Raw genomic sequence first — 355 nt, forward strand, 5'->3', positions numbered from 1 at the left:
GAGCACTTGCCTTACAAGCAAGGGGTCGGCGGTTCGATCCCGTCAACCTCCACCACTTTTTCTTATAATAAATATTGACCAGTTAATAATACTCTTCGATAAAGTTTTTCAAAGTATATAAAAAGATAGTGGGTAGCTTTGACACCTAAAAACAAGAAGAGGATGAGGTCAACAAAGGAAATTTTTATTGAAGACAAAAATATATTTGCCGACTTAGCTCAATTGGTAGAGCAACTGAATCGTAATCAGTAGGTTGCGGGTTCAAGTCCTGCAGTCGGCATAGCTCCATAATTAACATAAATGGAGGGGTAGCGAAGTGGCTAAACGCGGCGGACTGTAAATCCGCTCCCTCAGG

Annotated in this window: 1 tRNA gene; it reads left to right on the plus strand. The window is 41.4% G+C overall.

Annotation, left to right across the window (positions count from 1 at the left end):
• Positions 1–207 precede the first annotated feature (207 nt).
• Positions 208–280: transfer RNA gene (locus LIZ98_RS17760), tRNA-Thr, on the plus strand.
• Positions 281–355 lie beyond the last annotated feature (75 nt).

It is taken from the genome of Caldibacillus sp. 210928-DFI.2.18, assembly GCF_020554505.1.
Taxonomy (GTDB): Bacteria; Bacillota; Bacilli; order Bacillales; family Caldibacillaceae; genus Caldifermentibacillus; species Caldifermentibacillus hisashii.